General features: G+C 58.7%; 17 protein-coding genes and 1 pseudogene. 10 read left to right on the forward strand and 8 right to left on the reverse strand.

Annotation, left to right across the window (positions count from 1 at the left end; translation table 11 throughout):
- Positions 1-357: 357 nt before the first annotated feature.
- A pseudogene (locus OYW20_RS26215) lies at positions 358-906 on the forward strand (methyl-accepting chemotaxis protein); the annotation flags it as partial.
- 28 nt (positions 907-934) lie between these two features.
- On the opposite strand, the gene OYW20_RS11435 reads toward OYW20_RS26215, so the two are convergent.
- Together OYW20_RS11435 and OYW20_RS11440 are read right to left on the reverse strand one after the other, a co-directional pair.
- A complete protein-coding gene (locus OYW20_RS11435; protein WP_268800777.1) occupies positions 935-1,462 on the reverse strand; it encodes a GNAT family N-acetyltransferase in 528 nt (175 codons plus the stop codon).
- 23 nt (positions 1,463-1,485) lie between these two features.
- On the reverse strand, positions 1,486-1,932 hold the full coding sequence (locus tag OYW20_RS11440) for a CBS domain-containing protein (RefSeq protein WP_268800778.1): 447 nt from the start codon (positions 1,930-1,932) through the stop codon (positions 1,486-1,488).
- A 461-nt stretch (positions 1,933-2,393) separates the two neighbouring features.
- On the opposite strand from OYW20_RS11440, the gene OYW20_RS11445 reads away from it, so the two are divergent.
- Positions 2,394-5,912 carry a patatin-like phospholipase domain-containing protein gene (locus tag OYW20_RS11445; protein ID WP_268800779.1) on the forward strand — a complete coding sequence of 1,173 codons (3,519 nt, stop codon included), beginning with the start codon at positions 2,394-2,396 and terminating at the stop codon, positions 5,910-5,912.
- Positions 5,913-5,937: 25 nt separating this feature from the next.
- Here OYW20_RS11445 and OYW20_RS11450 read toward each other — a convergent pair whose 3' ends face one another.
- Both OYW20_RS11450 and ppnN read right to left on the reverse strand, forming a co-directional pair.
- Complete coding sequence (locus OYW20_RS11450) at positions 5,938-6,525, reverse strand: GNAT family N-acetyltransferase (protein ID WP_268800780.1); 588 nt, start codon at positions 6,523-6,525, stop codon at positions 5,938-5,940.
- Between the two features lie 128 nt (positions 6,526-6,653).
- Complete coding sequence (ppnN, locus tag OYW20_RS11455; RefSeq protein ID WP_268800781.1) at positions 6,654-8,027, reverse strand: nucleotide 5'-monophosphate nucleosidase PpnN; 1,374 nt, start codon at positions 8,025-8,027, stop codon at positions 6,654-6,656.
- 251 nt (positions 8,028-8,278) lie between these two features.
- Between ppnN and OYW20_RS11460 the strand changes: the two genes are divergently transcribed.
- A complete protein-coding gene (locus tag OYW20_RS11460) occupies positions 8,279-8,809 on the forward strand; it encodes a sterol desaturase family protein (protein WP_268800782.1) in 531 nt (176 codons plus the stop codon).
- Between the two features lie 52 nt (positions 8,810-8,861).
- On the opposite strand, the gene sodC is transcribed toward OYW20_RS11460, so the two are convergent.
- On the reverse strand, positions 8,862-9,380 hold the full coding sequence (gene sodC, locus OYW20_RS11465) for a superoxide dismutase [Cu-Zn] SodC (protein ID WP_268800783.1): 519 nt from the start codon (positions 9,378-9,380) through the stop codon (positions 8,862-8,864).
- A gap of 298 nt (positions 9,381-9,678) precedes the next feature.
- Positions 9,679-10,011: a hypothetical protein gene (locus OYW20_RS11470; RefSeq protein WP_268800784.1), complete on the reverse strand. Its 333-nt coding sequence runs from the start codon at positions 10,009-10,011 to the stop codon at positions 9,679-9,681.
- Between the two features lie 522 nt (positions 10,012-10,533).
- On the opposite strand from OYW20_RS11470, the gene OYW20_RS11475 reads away from it, so the two are divergent.
- From OYW20_RS11475 to OYW20_RS11485, 3 genes are all read left to right on the forward strand, one after another.
- Entirely contained in the window at positions 10,534-11,319 is a 786-nt protein-coding gene (locus OYW20_RS11475) for a sulfite exporter TauE/SafE family protein (RefSeq protein WP_268801105.1), read from the forward strand.
- 277 nt (positions 11,320-11,596) lie between these two features.
- A complete protein-coding gene (locus OYW20_RS11480; protein WP_268800785.1) occupies positions 11,597-12,181 on the forward strand; it encodes a GNAT family N-acetyltransferase in 585 nt (194 codons plus the stop codon).
- A gap of 318 nt (positions 12,182-12,499) precedes the next feature.
- Positions 12,500-13,378, forward strand: coding sequence for a LysR family transcriptional regulator (locus tag OYW20_RS11485; protein WP_268800786.1), 879 nt, complete (start codon positions 12,500-12,502; stop codon positions 13,376-13,378).
- 114 nt (positions 13,379-13,492) lie between these two features.
- Here the strand turns inward: OYW20_RS11485 and OYW20_RS11490 are convergent, their stop codons facing one another.
- Both OYW20_RS11490 and OYW20_RS11495 read right to left on the reverse strand, forming a co-directional pair.
- On the reverse strand, positions 13,493-13,717 hold the full coding sequence (locus OYW20_RS11490) for a DUF6555 family protein (protein WP_268800787.1): 225 nt from the start codon (positions 13,715-13,717) through the stop codon (positions 13,493-13,495).
- Positions 13,718-14,080: 363 nt separating this feature from the next.
- Positions 14,081-15,223 (reverse strand): aldose epimerase family protein, encoded by a 1,143-nt coding sequence (locus OYW20_RS11495; protein ID WP_268800788.1) that lies wholly within the window; start codon positions 15,221-15,223, stop codon positions 14,081-14,083.
- Between the two features lie 333 nt (positions 15,224-15,556).
- Here OYW20_RS11495 and OYW20_RS11500 point away from each other — a divergent pair, with 333 nt between their 5' ends.
- The 4 genes from OYW20_RS11500 (at position 15,557) to araG (ending at position 20,047) form a co-directional block, all read left to right on the forward strand.
- Positions 15,557-16,264, forward strand: a complete 708-nt coding sequence (locus OYW20_RS11500; RefSeq protein WP_268800789.1) for a FadR/GntR family transcriptional regulator — start codon at positions 15,557-15,559, stop codon at positions 16,262-16,264.
- A gap of 75 nt (positions 16,265-16,339) precedes the next feature.
- The gene (locus tag OYW20_RS11505) at positions 16,340-17,218 is read left to right on the forward strand and encodes an SMP-30/gluconolactonase/LRE family protein (protein WP_268800790.1); all 879 of its coding nucleotides are present in this window, start codon (positions 16,340-16,342) and stop codon (positions 17,216-17,218) included.
- Positions 17,219-17,392: 174 nt separating this feature from the next.
- Positions 17,393-18,397 (forward strand): substrate-binding domain-containing protein, encoded by a 1,005-nt coding sequence (locus OYW20_RS11510; protein WP_268800791.1) that lies wholly within the window; start codon positions 17,393-17,395, stop codon positions 18,395-18,397.
- Between the two features lie 111 nt (positions 18,398-18,508).
- A complete protein-coding gene (gene araG, locus OYW20_RS11515) occupies positions 18,509-20,047 on the forward strand; it encodes an L-arabinose ABC transporter ATP-binding protein AraG (protein ID WP_268800792.1) in 1,539 nt (512 codons plus the stop codon).
- Positions 20,048-20,085 lie beyond the last annotated feature (38 nt).

Raw genomic sequence — 20,085 nt, forward strand, 5'->3', positions numbered from 1 at the left:
GAAGATGAACTGGACGCGGTGGGCAAGTCGGTCAACACCTTCATCGCCTACCAACAGAGCATGATCGTCGACGTACGCGCCGGCACCGAGCAGATTTCGCTGGAATTGGGTCAGCTCCAGGCTCAATCGCGCAACATCAACCAGATCCTCAACAGGCATGCGTCGGAAACCGATCAGGCCGTGACCGCGATCAACGAAATGAGCGCCACGGCCGACAGCGTTGCCCAGAGCGCCAACGAAACCGCCGGTTTCACTCAGTCGGCCAACGACGCCGCGCAACACTCGCGCGACGTCGTGGAGCAGGCTTCGGTGAGCGTTCTGGCGTTGGTGGCCGAGGTTGAAGATGCGACCCAATATGTTCAGGAAATGCAGGTCGATGCCAAGCGCATCACCGACGTACTGGGGGTGATTGGCGGGATTGCACAGCAAACCAACCTGTTGGCACTCAACGCTGCCATCGAAGCGGCGCGGGCTGGGGAGCAGGGCAGGGGCTTTGCGGTGGTGGCCGATGAAGTGCGCGCACTGGCCGGCCGCACGCAACAAAGCACGTCGGAGATCAACGAAATGCTCAACCGCCTGGAGCAGGGCGTGAGCACGGCCGTGGGTGCAATGGAAAAAACCAAGATCAGCTGTCAATCGACCGCCGATCGCACTTCACGGGTCAACGAAGGCCTGGATGGTATGGCCAGTTCAGTACTGCGTATTCACGACCTCAGCGCACACATTGCGACAGCGGCCGAGCAGCAGAGCGCCGTGACCGAAGAGATCAACCAGAACATGGTCGCGATCCGGCACATGGTCGGGGAGCTGGTCGGTTGCGGCAAACAGACTGACAGCAGCGTCGAATCGCTGATGGCGTCCAATGAGCGACTGGTGGCGATGATCAATCGGTTCAAAGTGAGCTGACAGTGGTGTGGCGTCCTTGCCGACGGTGTCAGTCGGCAAGGCGTTTGCTGAATAGCCGGTTTTCAAAGTGCTCATTGTTGAAGCAATAGAACGTGCTGCCTGTATCTTCGTAACCCTGACGTGGGTAAAAGGCTAGCGCGCGAGTGTTGCGCACCCACGCGGTCAGCCACAAAACGCGTGCCCCACGCTCGCATGCCAGGTCTTCTGATTGTGTGAGCAACGCTCCGCCGATGCCTTGTCCTGTAAAGCGCTCCTGTACGTAAAGACGCTCCAGTTCTGCACTGGCCTCGGCGTTGGTGTGCGGGTGGTCAACGCCCAGGCGTATCTGCGCGAACCCCACTAAATGGCCTGCGCGTTCAGCCACTACCACGCTAACGTCTGCCTGGGAGAGGGTCACCGACACCGCGTGAGGGCTGAAATGCTCAAGCACCACGTTCGCCAACGCTGGGCGGATGCCCTCCGTGGCGTAGGTATCCAGCCACACCTGCGTCCCGAGCGCGCCGATGCACAGCGCATCATCTGCAGTGGCGAGGCGATAGCTCACGGCTGGACTCATGCTCGGCATCAAATGTGGCGCACTCAGGAAATCTCACCGCGTATGTACTGCTCCATGGTCTTGATCAACTCGGCTTGCTCGGCAATCGCCTCTTTGACCAGATCGCCGATGGACAGCAAACCCACCAATTTGCCTTCCTCGACCACGGGTAAATGGCGCAGGCGCAGGTCGGTCATGATGCCCATGCACGTGTCCAGCGTGTGCTGCGGGTCAACGGTTCTGACCTCGCGCGTCATGATGTCGCTGACCGGCGTGCCAATGGATGAAAGCCCCTTGAGCACCAGTTTGCGCGCGTAATCGCGTTCGCTGAGGATGCCGACCACGCGCCCATCCTTGACCACGGGCACGGCACCGATGTTCTTGTCGGCCATCAACTTGAGCGCGTCGATCACCATGTGCTCAGGCGTGACAGTGTGGACTTCCCCGTGATGATGGGCTTTGAGCTTCAGTAGTTCGGCTACGGTCTTCATGCTGGCCTCTCCGGCGCTTATTCGTCAGGGCGGCCGCAGGTGTGGATCGGGCCGTGGATAGAGAATCGTAGAGAGATGGCAATCAGGCAAGTGCGAAAGCGTCGTCCGATCAAATCAAATGCGCCGCTACGAACTCTGGACTATCGTAAGTTTTACGTGCGCTGGCTGATTTCGCTCTCTCTGCTTCAGGTCCGTACCAAAGAAGTCGATCACACGCTCACGCCTGGTGTGCCTTACTGCGGCATTCGTCGCAGTGCCTTACCCGTTCATTCTTTCAGCAGCGAGCGAGACTGGCCTTCAGGTGCTGTCCCGGTTTTCGCCTCGTCTTGCTTCCAGGTAAGGATCGCAAAGATGACGACCCCCAACACCCCACATGCCTCTGGCACGACAGCGAGCGAGACTGGCCTTCAGGTGCTGTCCCGGTTTTCGCCTCGTCTTGCTTCCAGGTAAGGATCGCAAAGATGACGACCCCCAACACCCCACATGCCTCTGGCACGACACCGCCCTCCGACCTTAAATTTCTCTTTGAAGAGCGCCGTAAAAAACTTCCTCCCGACGTTCGCGCTTCATTGTCCGCGCGACCTTGGGGGCTGGCGCTGTCTGGTGGCGGCATCCGCAGCGCCACGTTCTGTTTTGGTTTGATCAAAGCCCTTGCCGAGAAAGGCCTGCTGCACCGTATTGATCTGCTGTCGACGGTTTCAGGTGGTGGTTATATCGGCTCGACGCTGGGCAAGCTGTTTCACAACGAAGGCAAGACCGGCGCGCCGGATCCGATGAAGCTCGAAAAAGACATTGCAAGTGCGCAGGCGCGCTGGTTTGCGCTTTGGCTTCGCGCCAATGGTCGTTACCTGATTCCCAGGGGATTACAAGACTTACTTTTAGCAATTGCCAACTTTGGCCGCAACCTGCTGGGCGTTCACGTCGAACTCGCTCTGATGTCGTTGATACTCGCCGGATTGCTGTTGTGCATCGACCTGGGCGTGTGGGGCTGGGCTGACTGTCTGGCGCCTGGTGGCGGCTGCGATGGCCCGCAGTGGCTGGATCTGACAGTGATCGATTTTTTCTCGAACTGGCCGACGGTGTGGATGGCACTGATACCGGTCGCCTGGGTCGCGGCAATCCTGTCCTGTACTTATTGGGCGATGCCGACGGGCAAGCGCCGTTTTCTGGCCATGCAGCGCGCCTGTACGGCGCTGATGGCCGGTCTTGGCATCGTAATCCTGCTGCGTCACTCAACCAGCACTTTGGCTTTTCTGCCTGATTTCACCGGCACGCTCATACTGCCTGGCGGTTGGGTGGCGCTGGCCATCGCGCTGATGGGGGCATGGATACTGGGCATTGGCCTGGCCAGCGTGCTGACGTTCAAGTCGGGGAGCGACCCGGACCGCATACGCAACCGATTGACCCATGCCCTGGCCTTAATGTTGAAGCTGTCGCTGGGCGTGGTGTTGCTGGGCATTATCGATTTTCTGGCGTGGATGCTGGCCAACGTCAATACCGTGGTTCAAGGCCAGTTGGGCGGAACACTGGCGGTGATTGCCGTGGCGCTGAGGGCGACCGTTCCGATGATCTCCGACCTGCCCAAGAGCCTGATCCCCGGAACGCGGCGCGTGGTCATGGAGATCATCAACCTCGCGGGCGTGGTGATCACGTTCATGCTGGTGGTGTTCTGGGTCAGCGTTGTACATCGGGCCGCGACCGTTGTGCTGTTTGATACTAGTGTGGCGGGCTTGCAGTTCGGGTCGGCGTGGCAATCAGTGGGTTGGCTGTGCATTGCGCCGCTGCTCATGGTGCTGGTGTCTGCGGGTAACCGCGATTTCCTCAATCGATCCTCGCTGTATGCCTTTTACCGCGCACGGTTGATTCGCAGTTATCTGGGGGCAGCCAATCCGGGGCGATTTCCGTCAGCGCCAGGCCAGCAAAGCAGCTGCACCGGCAAGGCCGTCAGTCAGACGTTGCCGCTGCGCGTGAGTCAGGTCGACAGCGGCGACGATCTGGCGATGAGCGATTACCGACCTGATCAGGGAGGCGGTCCGGTTCATCTGATCAATGTGTGCGTCAACCAGACGAGCGACGCGCTGGGCGGCCTGTTCAACCAGGATCGCAAGGGCACGCTGTTGACCGTGCGTTCTGATGGGTGCGTGTCCCAGGCAGAAAACGTCTGGCATCCCGGCTGCCCCGAGAACAGTTTGAGTCTGGGCGCCTGGGTCGCCATTTCAGGTGCCGCCGTAGCCCCCGGTCTGGGCGCTTCAACCCGCTCGGGCATCGCTGCGCTGCTGACCATCGCCGGGATCCGCCTGGGTTATTGGTGGGACAGCGCCGGCATCGGGGGAAAGTCCAAGGTCAGCCGTATCGGCAAATACGGACAGTTGTGGAGTGAATTGCGCGGCCGGTTCAGCGGCGACCAGCGGCAGGACTGGTTTCTCAGCGACGGCGGGCATTTTGAAAACACCGCCAGTTATGCGCTGCTGCGCGAAGAGTGCGAGGTCATTGTGGTGGCCGATTGTGGCGCTGACCCGCGCTATGCCTTCGGTGATCTAGAAAATCTGGTGCGCAAGGCGCGCATCGACCTGCAGGTGGAAATCACGTTTCTGCGCCCCAAACATGCTGATCCACGTTTGCCTACGGCGTTTGGCTCGCTCAACGAGCTTGGCTCTGCGGACAGCCAGGCCTGTCTCGCGCTGGCCCGAGTAGATTACGGCCGCACTCGGCGAAAAGGCCACATGATCATCGTCAAGCCAAACATGTGTCACGGGGCCTCGGTCGATCTTGTCAATTTCAAGGCGGACAACCCGTTGTTTCCGCAAGAACCCACAACCGACCAATCCTTTAGCGAAGCGCAGTGGGAAAGCTATTTTCAGCTGGGCCAAACGTTGGGGTGCAATATCGAACTCAAGCAGTTGAAGGACATCTGCGCATTTGCCCAGGACCACTTCGTCGATGACGACGGCGCCATCCGCGTGACGAAAGAAGACGGCAGCGTGGGATTGCGGTTTTCATCGAAGCGAATTTCTTCGCGAATTGCCTCAACGGGTGCAGTGTCGGCGTCGATCAGTCTGGGAGCGATTGCTTCGGTGGGGCTGGCGGGTTGGCAGATGATTAACAGTGAGATGACCCAACAAACGTCGCAGAAGAAAATCGAACCCACTGCGTTCAGGCAGCTCACGTCGATCTTTGCCAGATTACCGCCAGCGGGGCCTGGGGCTGATCCGAACATGGACGGGCCGTTGGGCGAAATGGCGACCGAGCTGTGGCGGGTAGGAGAGCAGGTTTGCACCAAGCGCAATATCGACGCGTTTCTCGGCTCGCGGCAGATGCGATTCATGGTCGAAAAAACCAGGGAGGCATGCAGTGAATCGCCAAGCCCACACCCATCGTGTGCGGTGTTACTCGGTGACGATGCGCCTGAGTGCTTGCAGACTTCGCCGCGTCCGGTGTGCGAGCCGACTTACTGGATTCGTGATTGGTCGGTTAAGCCGCTGTCAGCGTCCAACTGCTGGCCGGTGGGCCGTGTGAGCACTATCACCGAAACCACAGACTGGGCGTCCTCGGCACCGATGCCAGCCCCGGCACCTGTTTCTGTCGAGGAATCCATTGACGAACCAAACGCGGGTTTCTCGGCTGCCCCTCAAGCCGCAGCGCCGGTCTGCGAAGGGCAGACGGTTTACCTGCAAATCTACGGGCCACAATTGCGTGATTACAGTCGTTCATTGCGCGGGCCTTGGCGCGAAGAGCTCAGGGCATCGGTGCCGCCCATCGAGGATGTACAGGACACCGCTCGCCGTGCCAATCGTCGTGCGCCCACGCCATATCCGGTGCCGACCATTATTTATCACACCGCCGATTCGCTGGCGTGCGCCAACGCCTTGCGGTCCAACGGTGGCTCGACTCAATGGAACGTCGTGCCGCTGGCTGAAGGGCTGAAACCACAAAAAAACGTGATCGAGGTATGGCTGCCACCCTCCACTCAAGTTCAGTAATCCCACTGCGCCCAGCGCAACTGCATCAGCCTGGCTGATGCCCGCGCTGAGGTCGGGACACCACGGACTCGATGTTCTTGCGGCCAATCAATAACGGGCTTTTGGCTTTGCGTGAGGTGTCCGGCTCGCCCAGCCATTTGTACATCACCAGACAATCCACCAGCCCCAGTTGCTTATGGCGATAAGCGCGGGGCAGGCGGCCGACCACGTCGAAACCGAGCTTTTGCCAGAGCGCGACGGCCACTTCGTTGGTCGCCACCACCGAATTGAACTGCATGGCCTGAAAGCCGTGCTCGCGAGCCAGTTGTTGCGAGTGCTCGCACATCATCCGGGCAATCCCGCGTCCGCGGGCGGCTTCAGTGACCATGTAACCGCAGTTGCTGACGTGGCTGCCTGGCCCGGCTGCGTTGGCCTTGAGGTAATAGCTGCCGAGCAACACGCCGTCTTCTTCAGCGATCAGCGTCTGCAGCGGGTAGTCCAGCCATAGATGCCGAGCGTCGTCCTGCGTCAGTGCAGGGTCGTAGGCGTAAGTTTGCTGAGCGACGACGACCGCCTGAAACGTGGGCCAGAATGCCTCGAAATCATCGAGGGTCATGGGGCGGATGGTGATCATGGGGAATCCGGCTAAGAGGTGAAACTGTAGGAGCGAGCTTGCCCGCGATGGCGATCTGTCTACGACGTTGATGCAGACAGGCAAATCGTTTTCGCGGGCAAGCGCGCTCCTACAGGTGAGGGGCCGATTTAGGAAACAACGCGGTAACAAGGCTCGTAGGCAGCGCCGCCGGGCAGCTTCATGCGGTGCTGTTCGACGAACGCCTGCAGCAGCTTGTCCAGCGGCTGCATCACGGCGGCATCGCCATGGATTTCGTATGGGCCGTGCTCTTCGATCAAACGGATGCCCTTGTCCTTGACGTTCCCCGCCACGATCCCGGAGAACGCGCGACGCAGGTTAGCCGCCAGTTGGTGCGGGGGCAGGTCGCGGCTCAGTTGCAAGGCCGCCATGTTTTCGTGGGTCGGATCGAACGGACGCTGGAAGCCTTCTTCGATCTTCAGCATCCAGTTGAAGTGGAACGCGTCGTTGCGCTCACGGCGGAACTGTCGAACGGCCTTCAGGCCTTCAGTCATCTGGCGTGCGACCTGGGCCGGGTCGTCGATGATGATTTCGTAATGCCGCTGCGCCTCTTCGCCCAGTGTTGCACCGACAAAGGCGTGCAATTGCTCCAGGTACGGTGCGGTGCTTTTGGGGCCGGTGAGAATCACCGGGAACGGCAGCCCCTGGTTGTCCGGGTGCATCAGAATGCCCAGCAGGTACAAGAACTCTTCGGCCGTGCCCGCGCCACCCGGGAAGATGATGATCCCGTGGCCCACACGCACGAAGGCTTCCAGACGCTTCTCGATGTCCGGCAGGATCACCAGCTCGTTGACGATGGGGTTGGGCGCTTCGGCGGCAATGATGCCGGGCTCGGTCAGGCCCAGGTAGCGGCCCCCGTTGATGCGCTGTTTGGCGTGAGCAATGGTCGCGCCCTTCATCGGGCCTTTCATGACGCCGGGGCCGCAACCGGTGCAGATATCCAGTTTACGCAGGCCCAGCTCGTGGCCGACCTTCTTGGTGTATTTGTATTCTTCGGTGTTGATCGAGTGACCGCCCCAGCAGACCACCATTTTCGGCTCGACGCCTGCGCGCAGGGTGCGGGCGTTGCGCAGCAGGTGAAACACGTAGTCGGTGATTCCCTGCGAGGTGCTCAGGTCAATACGCTGGCTGTCCAGCTCGCTTTCGGTATAGACGATGTCGCGCAGTGCGCTGAACAGCATCTCGCGAGTGCTGGCGATCATTTCGCCGTCGACAAAGGCATCGGCGGGCGCATTGAGCAGTTCAAGGCGCACGCCACGGTCTTGCTGATGAATACGGACTTCGAAATCCTTGTACGCCTCAAGGATGGTTTTAGCGTTGTCGACGTGAGCGCCGGTGTTGAGGATCGCCAGCGCGCATTGGCGGAACAGGTTGTAAATGCTGCCCGAACCCGCTTCGCTCAACTGATGGACTTCACGTTGGGAAAGTGTTTCGAGGCTACCCTTGGGGCTGACCGAGGCATTGATGACGTGTCTTGAAGCCATTCTGAATTCCCTGAAAGCGGTACCACCTGGCCGGCAGTGGCGGGTGGCAGTAGAACAGTGGGCATTCGCGACGCCCACGCATGGCCGGTATTTTCTACGGCGTTTGGTGGGGAAAGCAAACGACATGATGGAAAAGGTTGCCGCGCCGCCAGGTTTATCTGTCGCCATAGCGCTGGAAGGCCTCGGCGCAAGGCGCTAAGGTGGCGCGGTCAAGTGGGTCGTCCATGACGTAGATGAGTGACTGTTAGCCGATGATGTTCAATTTCGCCATTTTTCTCTGCACCCTGGTCGCCATGGAGGGTGCTGGCTACCTCGGCCACAAGTATGTAATGCACGGCTGCGGCTGGTGGCTGCATCGGTCGCATCACGAAGAGCATCTCGGCGTCCTCGAAAGCAACGATGTTTATCTGATGGTGCTGGCGGCGGTGGCCATCGGGCTGATCGTGCTGGGTAACAGCGGGCATGAGCCGTTGCAGTGGGTGGGCGCCGGCGTGGCGGCATTCGGGCTGATCTACGTGGTGGTGCATGACGGCATCGTTCACCGGCACTGGCCGGTTCGGCCCAAACCGCGTCATCGCTATCTGCGCCGCCTATACCACGCCCATTTGATGCATCACGCGGTAAAAGGACGGCAAAACAGCGTATCGTTTGGCTTCCTTTATGCACCGTCGACCGCAACGCTCAAGCGACAGCTGCGTGAGTTACGCCATCGCCCGCTGCAGCCAGAGCATCTGGACGAGCCGGGCTTGCAGCTGGACGCCGACAGTGGCAGCCGTGCCTGACATCGGCAGCGGCCGCTACCTGCTGGATTCCACTTGCAGCGGGAATTGCTGATCAGATTACGCCGCAGGCCATCCGGTCACCGCCACCGCCCAGTGGTTTTGGCATGTCGGAGTGGTTGTCACCCCCGGCGTGAACCATCAAGGCATGGCCTTTGATTTCTGAAATCTTCTTCAAGCGAGGGGCAAGTACCGGGTTGGTCGCCATGCCGTCCGCAGTCACGTAAATGGCCGGGAGATCCCCCAGATGGCCGTCGGCGTAGGGCCCCAGGTGCTTGCCGGTTTTGCCCGGATCGAAGTGACCGCCTGCAGCGAGTGCAGCAACTTTCACGCCGTCTTTGGTGCCGGCCTCGCAGCTACCGTTTTCATGGACGTGAAAACCATGCACGCCCGCTGGCAGTGAGTTCAGTTTGGGGGTGAACTCAAGACCGTAAGCGGTCTCGCTGACAGTAATTTCGCCGATGGCCTTGGGTGCGCCGTCGGCACTGACCAGATTGATGGGGACTTCGATGGACGCCGCATGTGCGCCGAAGGATAACGTGCCGAGCAGTCCGAGCCAGAGATAGCGTTTCATAGTTGCCTCGAGAGTCATTAGCTGATGGTTTCAATGCGCTGGAATAGATCGAGTATTAGATGAAGTCTATACAGCGCGCCGTGCAGCGGGAGTAGACGCTCTTGAGAATAGGGAGCTGGACGGTGTTCGTCCAATCTGAATAGGTAATAATTTAAAACGACTAAGTCACAATGCGTGGGGATGCGCATTAGTTGCCTTCATCAAAATAAGTTCAATAAAAAACAGAGTATTCAGTCGAGCGGTAACTGGATGAATTTATAGGTTTGAAGGGCCTCGCTATTAACGAGGCCCTGTCCTGTCAAAGACAATCGCGGGCGGCAGTTTCGAGTTTGCCGTGAAGCAGCCCGGACAGGGGGACGCGCTGGTAGATGAACACGCGGGTATTGGGGTTGCCCTTGTAGACTTCGAGTATTTCGTCAGCGGCAACTTTGCTCGGAACCAGAATTCGGTAATGACCTTTGGATTCGGTCAGGGTCGCATCAGGCTTGGCCTTCTGCCACTTTGGGAAAACGCAGGCGGCGTAATCAGCAGGCGATTTCTGGGTGTCCAGGGTAACGGACGGATTGTTGGGAGTGGAGCCGCAGCCGGCCAGAAACAAGAAAAGCGAACTGGTCATCAATATAGAGCGCATCAATTTCATCCTGAAACCGTCGGAGCATCTGACTGTAGTGGCTCGCCGTAAAGCGCGCCATGAAAGGCGCCTATGGTGAACGGCTGCTGAAAAAATAGAAAGGCAGATCACGATGCGGCTTGGTGGACCAGGCTCGCTGTCGGGGGCCGACGGAGAGGGGGGTCACTCGTCGGCTTCGATGGTGGCTGCTTTAACCAGATCGGCAAAAAAGAAATAACGGTTTACGGCGTAGACAGTAATGGCGGTGAGGGCAATGAGGTTGATCGCGTGAATGAGCATGGTACGTAGTCCGGTCGAGTGGGCGTGGCCGCTATGTTACCGATCCACGCTCGAATCAAAACTCAACAGGATGCATGGTGCTCATCGACGTGGTTGATGGGGGGGGCGTCGAATAGGTTGGAAATGCCCTGATTTTTAAGCATCTGGTTATAACGTTAGAGCGTTTCGATATAGGTTCTTCATAAGAACATCGATATGCTGCGTCCCAGTTTTTTCGCTGTCTTGCACGTTTCGGGTATCGCAATGGATTTTGGCAACGCGGGTTTTGTCGTCGCAGGGTTGGTAGTGGGCTTTATCGTAGGCATGACCGGGGTCGGTGGCGGGTCGTTGATGACACCGATCCTGCTCTGGTTTGGCATCAATCCGGCCACCGCGGTGGGCACTGATTTGCTGTATGCGGCCATTACTAAAAGTGGCGGGGTACTGGTCCACAAGAAAAACGACAACATCGACTGGAAGATTACCGGCTGGATGACGTTGGGCAGTGTGCCCGCAGCGGCGCTCACGCTGTTGTTCCTGAGTACCTTGCACACCGCGCCCGATGCCATGAACTCTATTATCAAGCAGGCGTTGGGGGTTGTGCTGTTGCTGACAGCGCTGGCGATCTTCTTCAAGAAGCGCTTGCTGGCCTTCGCCCAGAAACATGCGGGCGATCATTATCGATTGAGCGATCGCACGCTCAATCTGTTGACGGTCGTTACCGGTGTGATCCTCGGGGTTATGGTGGCGCTGACGTCAATCGGCGCGGGAGCCCTGGGCACGGTGGCATTGTTTCTGCTGTATCCGTTTCTCGATACACGGCGTCTGGTCGGCACCGAGATCGCTCACGCAGTGCCGCTGACACTGGTCGCAGGCCTTGGGCACGCGAGCATGGGCAACATGGACTGGTCGATGCTGGGCTTCCTGTTGATGGGCTCGCTGCCGGGTATTTACATCGGCAGCCACCTGACCGGTCGGATTCCGGACAACATCCTGCGCCCCTGTCTGGCGCTTATGCTGGTGGTGATCGGGTATAAGCTGGCGTTTTGAAGTAAGTGAGGTAACGCCAGGCTTTCTGGTTTCAGGGCTGCTGGGCAGCCCATTGCGTCCTCGCGTTGCCCGTACGCTCTTGCATTGATTGCGGATAGCTGTAGAAATTGTTCAGACTTGGTTGATAGCAGCCAACTTAATTGGCGAGCCTCCATGCGGGTTAACCCGCACTGACGTCCAGCTTTTGATCCTCACGGGGACACCCCATGCCACATTCCGATGCCCTCGCTTCACACGCCGGCAATCGCCCGGCTAGCCCATCTTCGGGGCGGCGTTGATGGACGTTATCGCTGACCCCGCGTTGATCCAGCTCACCACAAAGCGCCTTGTCCTGCGTCCCCCTGTACCTGCCGATGCGTTGGCGATTCAGCAGTACCACATCGTCAATCGTCACCATCTTCAACCTTGGCAGCCGTTGCGGTCTGTCAGTTTCTTCGGGCTCAAGGCTGTCGAGCAAAGGATCGAATACGTTGAGCAGGAAAGGCTCGCCGGACGCGCGTTGCACTTGCTGGTGCTGACCCGGCCAGTCGATGGCCACGAAGGTGAGCTGGTTGGCGAGTGCAATTTCAGCAATATCGTGCTGGGCGTCTTCCAGGCTTGCCATCTGGGTTATTCACTGGCTGCGCATGCCGAAGGCAAAGGGTTGATGCGCGAAGCGCTGACCGCAGGGATCGCCTATGTGTTTGAGGCGCTGGGACTGCATCGGGTCATGGCCAGTCACGTGCCGGAAAACCTGCGCAGTGAGCGAGTTCTCGCCGCCATGGGTTTCGAGCGTGAAGGGCTGGCCCGTGCGTATCTGCACATCAACGGTGAGTGGGCTGACCACGTGCTTAACTCATTGATCAACCCCGTTCACCGCTGAATGGGATGCGCACAGAGCAACCAAGCACCTATTCTTTGCGCTATCGCCTGGTAAACCCTTGCATTTAAAAGTCAACGCATCAGGTTACAAATAGTTGTCCACGGAAAGGGTGAATATGTCTGTGGATAACTGGCTGTAGACCGGTAAGTAAGCGGCCTTTCGGCGAATGATCGTTTAATGATCAGTTTTTGCTATTAACCGCATGGGTGCCATCTTCCGCCGGTAGGCACCCTTTCGAATAGGCGCTCCGAAACGCTGCGTGGCTTCCACCGGACGGGCGCGATCGGACCGCTGGTTGCCCTGGACAGGAATCAAAACGTGGAGCTGAAACATTTACGGGCGTTTGCCGTACTGGCCGAGGAATTGCACTTCGGCCGATCTGCGGAGCGTTTGCACATCGTGCAGCCAGCGTTAAGCGCGCAGATCCGGGCACTGGAAAAAAGCCTCGGCGCAGCGCTTTTCGAGCGAGACCGGCACAAGGTGGTGCTCACTGAAGAAGGCCGTCTCCTGCTCCCCGAGGCCCACGCCACGCTGGCTCAGGCGGCACGCGCCCGAGACGTGGTGGCGCGGTCGGGTGCCGGAGAGGTCGGTCGGTTGAAGATCGCATTCGTGTCCTCGGTGCTCGCAGAACTGCTGCCGCGATTGCTGCGCACCCTCAACGAACGGTTGCCGGGCATCGAGCTGGAGCTCAAGGACATGCCGTCCCCCGAGCAACTCGACGCCCTGCGTGCCGATAAGCTGGATTTCGGGCTGGTGCGCTTGCCGTTTCAGCCGGCCGGGCTCAATGCGCGTCTGCTGTTCGAGGAGCCGCTGATGGTGGCGATGCCGCTGGACGATCCGCTGAGCGGCAAAGCAATCATAGAGCCGGCAGACCTGATCAATCGTGAGGTCTGCGTGTTGGCCCGCAAGTTCTGTCCCGGGCTTTACGATCACATGCTGGTGGCGTTCCACGTGCGCGACGTTACGTTGCGCATCAGTCGCGAGCTGGGTGAGTTCACGACCATGCTGGCGCTGGTTGCATCAGGGATGGGGTTGGGCATCGTCCCGGAATGGGCGGCGTCCGCCTTGCCCCCAGCAGTGGTGACCCGTCCTCTGGCGATCGACATGGCCGGGACTGGCATCGCAGTGGCATGGAACTCGACAGACAATCCGCGCAAACAGGCATTTTTGCGGGTGCTGACAGAGCTGTATCCCTGAGCGCCAGGCGTATCGCTGCCATCCTGGCAATAAAAAGAGGGGAAGTGACTTTTTAATCACTCCCCCTCTGAATGCTTACATCTAATGGTTCAGGTGCCGTAACTACTCGGACACTCAGGACGCCGCCCATTCGACGTCGGTAAGGCCCAACTGCTCGGCTTTGGGCTTGCTGACCTTGGGAACACGGTCTGATCGGTATTTGGGGATCTGGCCAAATCCCGCATCAACAGACGCCCAGTGCCACGCTTCAGCATTGTCCATGTCGGACGCGCTGATATAGAAGCTTTTGTACTTACCGTGTAGCAAATAATCGATCCGGTAATGCTTGTATTGTCCCACGTTCGGAAACCTCCCTATCAATCGCTATCAATTCACTGAGTCGTAGCGCTTTGGAAAATTCACTTTAAATAACTCCCAAGTCACCAAAAGCTTACAAGTGGTACAGCAAGAAGTGTCCTGCAAGAAAAAACCTTCCGAATGGATGTATGAGTGAAATGGAGATCATCTGGAAGGGGGCAGGTATTGGGTCAGCCACATGCAGAAAAGGTACTAAGGGAAGTATTGGATCGTGCGTTTTGCAGGACAGTCCGTGCATTTTGCACGGCGCTGGAACATGAAAGGACTGACGCGAGAAGTGCGGAAAGAATATTAAAGGGGATGCCAATCCGGCATCCCCTTGTTCAGCGTTGTTAGTTGTGGGTGTTACTTGTTGAGGAACTTGAACACCACAGTCTGCGTGTAGGCTTTTCCTGGGTCCAGGCGAGTAGACGGGAAGTCAGGTTGGTTCGGTGCATCAGGAAAGTGCTGTGTTTCGAGGGTGAACGCGCCCCAGTGCGGATAGATCTTGCCGGCTTTGCCTTTCACCGTGCCGTCCAGAAAATTGCCGGTGTAGAGCTGTACGCCCGGCTCCGTGGTGAACAGCTGCAGTCGACGACCAGATTTCGGATCGCTAACTTCAGCGGCCAGCTTCTTCACGTCGCCTTTGTTGTCCAGCACCCAGTTGAAGTCGTACCCGCCTTCGTTCGGCTCGGCGAACTTCAACTGCGCATTGTCTTCACGAATACGCTTGCCGAACGCCACCGGCTTGAGGAAATCCATTGGCGTGCCAGCGACTGGCGCCAATTCGCCGGTCGGGATCAACTTGCCGTTGACTGGCGTGTAACGCGCTGCGTGCACCGTGGCCACCTGGTCGAGGATGTCGCCGTTACCTGCGCCAGCCAGGTTGAAGTAGCTGTGGTTGGTGAGGTTCAGCACCGTGGGTTTATCAGTGGTGGCGTGATATTGGACGCGCAGCTCGTTCTTCTCGTTGAGGCTGTAGGTGACCTCGGTTTTCAGCGTACCGGGGAAGCCCATCTCGCCATCTACCGACACGTAGCTGAGCTTGACCCCGACCGAGTTCTTGTCTTTGACGCTTTCGGCTTTCCAGACGCGCTTGTCAAAGCCTTGCGGCCCACCGTGCAGGGAGTTGGTCTTGTCGTTCTGTGGCACCTGGTAGGTTTTGCCGTCCAGCGAGAATTTGCCGTCTGCCAGGCGGTTGCCGAAGCGGCCGATGGTGGCGCCAAAGTACGAGGTGCCTTTCAGGTAACCTTCGATGTCGTCGAAGCCCAGCACCACGTCTTCTGTTTTGCCGTGCTTGTCTGGCACCAGCAGCGACTGCAATGTGCCGCCATAGGTGATGATGGTGGCTTGCATGCCGTCGCTATTGCGCAGCGTGTATTTTTCGATGGCAGTGCCGTCCGGCAATTTGCCGAACGCTGCGTGTTCGCTGGTGAGGCCGGCGGCGTTTGCGTGCAGGGCTGCGATCATCAGTGACAGTCCGATTCCGGGGATAAGTTTGTTGCGCATCGGTGCGTTCCTTTCTGTTGTTGTTATGGGCGGCGGTGAGCAGCAGTCTGAAACGCCGGAGGGGTACCGACAGCGCAAGACTGTGTGAAGCATGAGGTCGGACGGCGCTCCAAAATAGTCATGCTATTGGTGAGTATTTAGCCCGCCGCTGTAATTTATAGATCAAATCCACTTCCATTTAAATTAAATTGTAATACTATTTGGCTCAGCTAAGGCTTGTCAGGCTGAGCAACAGGTGTAGCCCACGATTGGAGGGCTGTACAGGTCGTTTGACAGCCAATCATGTGATGATTAGCCTCGCGTCGCGGAACAACCGTGGACAGAGGCTGAGCCATGAGCAGCAGTTTTCATGCGTCAACAGTGGACCGGTTAGGGGCCTGGATCGTTCAGGGTAGCGTGTTGCCGGGTCAGTCGCTGAAAGTAGAATCGGCGCTGGGCGAAGAGTTTGGCGTTAGCCGTACGGTCATCCGGGAGGCCATCAAGACGCTGGTCGCCAAAGGGATGCTGGAAGTTGGACCCAAAGTCGGAACGCGGGTATTGCCGGTTCGCAGCTGGAACCTGTTTGACCCCCAGGTGGTGGGCTGGCTGGCAGAGAAAGGTTTGTCGGAAAGCTTCGTCAAGGACTTGCTGGACTTGCGTCGGGCCATCGAGCCGATGGCGGTACGCTGGGCTTGTGAGCGTGCCAGCCCTCAGCAGATTGCTGAGGTGCAGGCGGCGTATCAGGTGCTTGAGGCCAGCGTGACGGACAAAGGTGACTACAACAACGCCGACCAGCGTTTTCACGAAGCGGTCCTTGCGGCGAGTCACAACCAGTTTATCGAGCAGATGTTGCCCGCCTTGGGCGCGCTGCTCGCGATTTCGTTTGAAGTGTCGTCCGGTGTGCCGGGCGAACTGGGCCGCACCTTGCCATTGCACAAGGATCTGGCAGATGCCATTGCAACACGTGATACAGCCCGCGGCGTCTGGGCGTGTATGAGTTTGATCGAAAATGCGGATGAGGTGATTGCCCGCTCATTCGCACAGCAATCTCCGCGCACCTGAACCGGCGCGCACGGCATGAACCGCCCACGGCGATTGCCTGCACCGTAGACAACAATAAAAAACAGGAAGATTTCGATGACGTGGCTGCCTGTCGTAGACCAGCGTTACACACTGGCGGAGGGACCGTTCTGGGATGACGCCCAACAGGCGTTGTATTGGGTAGATATCGCCGGTTTCCGTGCGTTGCGCCTCCATCAAGGCGAGCTTCGCCACTGGCAATTCAATGAGCCCGTGTCCGCATTCATCCCCACCGTAAACGACGATGCACTGGTCACCCTGGCCAGCGGCATTTACCGCCTGGACCTGTCTTCTCCCCCACATAGCCCCCGCGTCACGCTGTTTTGCGTGGCCGATCCAGTGTCAGGCAATCGCGCCAACGAGGCCCGTTGCGACGCGCAGGGCAGGCTTTGGTTGGGGAGCATGCAAAACAACCTGGACAGCGAAGGCGGGGACTTACCGATCGAGCGGCGTTCGGGCGGACTGTTCAAAGTCGACGCCACGGCTGGGGTCACCCACTTACTGAGTGGTCAAGGCATCGTCAACACCCTGCTGTGGCCGGCAAGCGCGGACTCATTGTTGACCGCCGACAGCCTCGACGGCGTGATCTACCGCTACGCGCTTGAGCCCGACGGTGCGCTCGGCGAGCGTACCGTATGGGCCGCAAGTCACGAGCGTGGCGACCCGGATGGCTCGGCGATGGACACCGACGGCTATATCTGGAACGCCCGCTGGGGTGGCAACTGCCTGATACGTTTCGCACCCGATGGCAGCGTTGATCGTGTGATCGATTTGCCGGTCAGTCATCCCACCAGTTGTGTATTTGGCGGCCCGGACATGACCACGCTGTTTGTCACCAGCGCCCGGCCGTCCACTGGTGCGCTGGCGCTGGACGGTGCAGTGCTGTCGATGGAAACGGGCATCACCGGTCTGGCGTCTCATCGCTTCGCGGGTTGAGTTGAAAACGTTGTTGCTGCACTCGGGGCGGGCGTGACACTCGGTTACATTCGCTCCATTGATAATATGATATGACTGTTCGCAGTCGTTTCAGCACTCGTCTGGTTGGCGAGTGCCTGGACCGACACTAAATGTTGGACGCTGTAGCTATTCAATAAAAATAAGGAGTTAGCTATGTTGAGTCGCCACGGGATTCGTTCCCTGTGCTGTGCCGCTGTCGCCACTGCCATCCTGGGCATGAGTGGCAGTGGTTATGCTGCCGATAAGGTCAAAATCGGCTTTCTGGTCAAGCAGGCTGAAGAGCCATGGTTCCAGACTGAATGGGCATTTGCGGAAAAAGCCGGAAAAGACCACGGCTTTGAAGTGATCAAGATTGCCGTGCCCGACGGCGAAAAAACCCTCTCTGCCATCGACAGCCTCGCCGCCAACGGCGCCAAGGGCTTCGTCATTTGCCCGCCTGATGTTTCACTGGGCCCTTCGATCGTCGCCAAAGCCAAAGCAAATGGCATGAAAGTCATGGCCGTCGATGACCGTTTCGTCGACGCCAAGGGCAACTTCATGGAAGACGTGCCGTACCTGGGCATGGCTGCATTTGAGGTCGGTCAGAAGCAGGGCGCCGCCATGGCCACAGAAGCGAAGAATCGCAACTGGGACTTTAAAGAAACTTACGCCATCATCAATACTTACAACGAGCTGGACACTGGCAAGAAGCGCACCGACGGTTCGGTGGATGCGCTGAAGAAAGCCGGCCTGCCCGAAGACCATATCCTCTTCACCCCTCAGAAAACCCTCGATGTACCCGGCAGCATGGACTCCACCAACGCCGCGTTGCCTAAACTGCCAAGCGGTGCGAAGAACCTGATCGTGGGCGGCATGAACGACAACACTGTCCTGGGTGGTGTGCGCGCCACGGCCGGTGCGGGTTTCAGCCCTAAAAACGTGATCGGGATCGGCATCAACGGCACCGACGCCATCGATGAGTTGAAGAAGAAAGAAAGTGGCTTCTTCGGTTCGATGCTGCCGAGCCCGGACAAAGAGGGCTACAACACCGCCCTGCAGATGTACGAGTGGGTGACCACTGGCAAAGAGCCTGCGAAATACACCGCAATGGATGACGTGACGCTGATCACGCGTGCCAACTTCCAGGAAGTGCTGACCAAAATCGGTCTCTGGAAGTAACGCGTCAGGCCGCATTGCGGCGTGTGAGTCGGGACGCCTGAGCACTCCTCAGGCTGACATCTGCAAGGCCTCGCTCCGCCAGACATCCGGCGGGGCGAGGAGGAGGGTTCCATGCAACACACCGTTCAACAACCGGCAGTCCAAGCATCCTTTCCGGGCGGCAGCCTGCGCTTCAACGGGATCGGCAAAACCTTCCCAGGCGTCAAGGCGCTATCGGACATCACCTTCGAGGCGCATCCCGGCAGCGTTCACGCGTTGATGGGGGAAAACGGCGCGGGCAAATCCACGCTGCTGAAAATCCTCGGTGGGTCGTACCAGCCCAACAGCGGCGACCTGCAAGTGGGCGACAACCACTACCTTTTCAAGTCGACAGCCGAAAGCATCGGTGCCGGCATTGCGGTGATTCACCAGGAGCTGCAACTGGTTCCGGAAATGACCGTGGCGGAGAACCTGCTGTTGGGCCATATGCCCAATCGCTGGGGCATGGTCAATCGGCGGGCAATGGTCCGTCGCGGCCGCGAACTGCTCAAAGGGCTCGCCGACGAAATCGACCCGAACACACGTCTTGGCGACCTGTCCCTGGGTCAGCGGCAACTGGTGGAAATCGCCAAAGCCATGTCGCGCAACGCGCACGTCATTGCCTTCGATGAGCCGACCAGCAGCTTGTCGGCGCGGGAGATCGACCGCCTGATGGCGATCATCGTCAAGCTGCGCGACGAAGGCCGGGTGATTCTCTACGTCTCGCACCGCATGGAAGAAATCTTCCGGGTGTGCGATGCCGTGACCGTTTTCAAGGACGGGCGCTTTGTCCGCACGTTCGAAGACATGGCCGATCTGGACCACGATCGATTAGTGACTTGCATGGTCGGCCGCGACATTCAGGACATCTACAACTACCGACCGCGCCAGCACCAAGGCCCGAGCCTGCGCGTGACGGGGCTGTTAGGGCCGGGGCTGCAGGAACCCGTCAGTTTTGCGGTGGAGAAGGGCGAAGTGCTGGGCTTTTTTGGGCTGGTCGGGGCGGGGCGCACAGAGATGTTCCGGTTGCTCTCGGGTTTGACCCGCACCCAGGCAGGCACGCTGCAACTGGATGGTAAACCGCTGAACCTAAGGTCCCCGCGCGACGCGATTTCTGCCGGGATTCTGCTGTGCCCCGAGGATCGCAAGAAGGAAGGCATCGTGCCGCTGTCGAGCGTGGCCGAAAACATCAACATTGGCGCGCGTCCTCGGCACGTGACCCTTGGCTGCCTGATTCAAGGCCGCTGGGAAAAGGAAAACGCGCAGTCGCAGATTCGCTCGATGAACGTGAAAACCCCTTCGCCCGATCAGCAGATGCTGTTCCTGTCCGGCGGTAATCAGCAGAAAGCCATTCTGGGCCGCTGGCTGTCGATGCCGATGAAGGTGCTGCTGCTCGACGAACCGACGCGGGGTATCGACATCGGCGCCAAGTCCGAGATTTACCAGATCATCCATAACCTGGCCGCCGACGGCATTGCCGTGATCGTGGTGTCCAGCGACTTGATGGAAGTGATGGGTATTTCAGACCGGATTCTGGTCATGAGTGAGGGCGCAATTACTGGCGAGTTGTCTCGCGACGAGGCCAACGAGTCTCGCTTGCTGCAATTGGCACTGCCGCGAACCCGCGGTTGAAACTGGCTTAACGACGTGAAAAATAAAAATGAGGTGCG

Source organism: Pseudomonas sp. BSw22131 (assembly GCF_026810445.1).
GTDB lineage: Bacteria > Pseudomonadota > Gammaproteobacteria > Pseudomonadales > Pseudomonadaceae > Aquipseudomonas > Aquipseudomonas huanghezhanensis.

Coding starts and splice junctions, on each gene's coding strand:
- OYW20_RS11450 (WP_268800780.1), bottom strand. CDS start 6,525: ATGATCACCATCCGCCCCATGACCCTCGATGATTTCGAGGCATTCTGG.
- ppnN (WP_268800781.1), bottom strand. CDS start 8,027: ATGGCTTCAAGACACGTCATCAATGCCTCGGTCAGCCCCAAGGGTAGC.
- OYW20_RS11445 (WP_268800779.1), top strand. CDS start 2,394: ATGACGACCCCCAACACCCCACATGCCTCTGGCACGACACCGCCCTCC.
- araG (WP_268800792.1), top strand. CDS start 18,509: ATGCAACACACCGTTCAACAACCGGCAGTCCAAGCATCCTTTCCGGGC.
- OYW20_RS11500 (WP_268800789.1), top strand. CDS start 15,557: ATGAGCAGCAGTTTTCATGCGTCAACAGTGGACCGGTTAGGGGCCTGG.
- OYW20_RS11460 (WP_268800782.1), top strand. CDS start 8,279: ATGATGTTCAATTTCGCCATTTTTCTCTGCACCCTGGTCGCCATGGAG.
- OYW20_RS11440 (WP_268800778.1), bottom strand. CDS start 1,932: ATGAAGACCGTAGCCGAACTACTGAAGCTCAAAGCCCATCATCACGGG.
- OYW20_RS11505 (WP_268800790.1), top strand. CDS start 16,340: ATGACGTGGCTGCCTGTCGTAGACCAGCGTTACACACTGGCGGAGGGA.
- OYW20_RS11495 (WP_268800788.1), bottom strand. CDS start 15,223: ATGCGCAACAAACTTATCCCCGGAATCGGACTGTCACTGATGATCGCA.
- OYW20_RS11510 (WP_268800791.1), top strand. CDS start 17,393: ATGTTGAGTCGCCACGGGATTCGTTCCCTGTGCTGTGCCGCTGTCGCC.
- OYW20_RS11475 (WP_268801105.1), top strand. CDS start 10,534: ATGGATTTTGGCAACGCGGGTTTTGTCGTCGCAGGGTTGGTAGTGGGC.
- OYW20_RS11470 (WP_268800784.1), bottom strand. CDS start 10,011: ATGCGCTCTATATTGATGACCAGTTCGCTTTTCTTGTTTCTGGCCGGC.
- sodC (WP_268800783.1), bottom strand. CDS start 9,380: ATGAAACGCTATCTCTGGCTCGGACTGCTCGGCACGTTATCCTTCGGC.
- OYW20_RS11480 (WP_268800785.1), top strand. CDS start 11,597: ATGGACGTTATCGCTGACCCCGCGTTGATCCAGCTCACCACAAAGCGC.
- OYW20_RS11435 (WP_268800777.1), bottom strand. CDS start 1,462: ATGAGTCCAGCCGTGAGCTATCGCCTCGCCACTGCAGATGATGCGCTG.